Below are 1,316 nucleotides of genomic sequence, written 5' to 3' on the forward strand. Positions count from 1 at the left end.
GTGGTCGAGCGCTGCCTCGGCCTGGAGCTGGTCCTCGGCCGGTACGACAGCGTGATCGGCCGGCTCACCGAGCTGGTCGAGGCGTACCCGTGGCGGGAGTCGCTCGTGGGTCAACTCATGCGGGCCCTCTACCTGGCGGACCGGCAGGGCGAGGCGCTGGACCGGTTCGACCAGTTGCGCCGCCGCCTGGCCGAGGAGCTCGGCATCGACCCCACGGCCCAGCTGATCCGGCTGCGCGACCTGATCCTGCGCAACGACCCCAGCCTCCGGTCGTCGCCCGACGCGGGGCCGGCCGTCGCGCCGCCGGACCACCCGCCCGCCGCCGGACCGCGCCCGGCCGCCGGCGCACAACACGGAATCGCCGCACAACACGGTGCCGCCGCACAACACGGTGCCGCCGGGCCGGACGGGGCCGCGCGCCCGCCGGTCCGGATGCTTCCGGCCGGCCTAACCGACTTCGTCGGCCGGGAGGAACAGATCGCGGCGGTCCTGGAGTGGCTTCCGGAGCGGCCGGCGGTCGCCGTGACGGCGATCAGCGGCCTGCCCGGCGTCGGCAAGACCACCCTCGCGGTCCGGATCGCCCACCAGCTCGGCCCGGCGTACCCCGGTCCGCACCTCTACGTCGACCTGAACGGGCACGACCATCCGGCGCCCCCGGTCGAGGTGCTCGGGCGGTTCCTGCGGGCGCTCGGCGTGCCCGGCGCCCAGATCCCCGCGGACCTGGAGGAACGCGCCGCGCTGTTCCGGGGCGCGATGGCCGAGCGGCCCGGAGTGGTGCTGCTGGACAACGCGGCCGACGCGGCGCAGGTGCGCCCCCTGCTGCCCGGTACGGACACCGTCGTGCTGGTCACGAGCCGGCGCGCGCTCGTCGACGTCGACGGCGCCCACCAGCTGCGGCTGGAGCCGCTGCCCGAGGCGGACGCGCTGCGGCTGCTGGCCGGCATCATCGGCCCGGACCGCGTCGCCGCCGAGCCCGGCTCCGCGTCGGACGTCGTCCACCACTGCGGGCTGCTGCCGCTGGCGGTGCGGATCGCGGGCGCCCGGCTGGCGATACCCGGCGTGCTGTCGCTGCGGCAGGCGGCGGCGCAGCTCGCCGAACTCTCGCACCGGCTGGACCATCTCGCCCGCGCCGACCGCAGCGTACGGGCGGCGTTCCACTCGGCGTACGTGGCGCTGGACGAGCCGGTCCGCCGGCTGCTGCGCCGGTTCGCGGTGCTGGACCTCGACCGGGCGCCGCCGTGGCTGCCCGCCGTCCTGCTCGACGACGAGGCGGGCGCGGCGGACGCGGTCACCGGCCTGGCCGAGGCCAACCTGGT

The 1,316-nt window shown here is 76.9% G+C and carries 1 protein-coding gene; it reads left to right on the top strand.

Features of this window, described 5'->3' with window-relative positions:
* On the top strand, positions 1-1,316 hold a 1,316-nt coding region (locus tag KBX39_RS31370; protein ID WP_247660799.1), incomplete at both ends, for a BTAD domain-containing putative transcriptional regulator.

Origin of the sequence: Micromonospora sp. D75, assembly GCF_018070405.1 — a bacterium.
In the GTDB taxonomy this organism is placed as follows: Bacteria; Actinomycetota; Actinomycetes; order Mycobacteriales; family Micromonosporaceae; genus Micromonospora; species Micromonospora chalcea.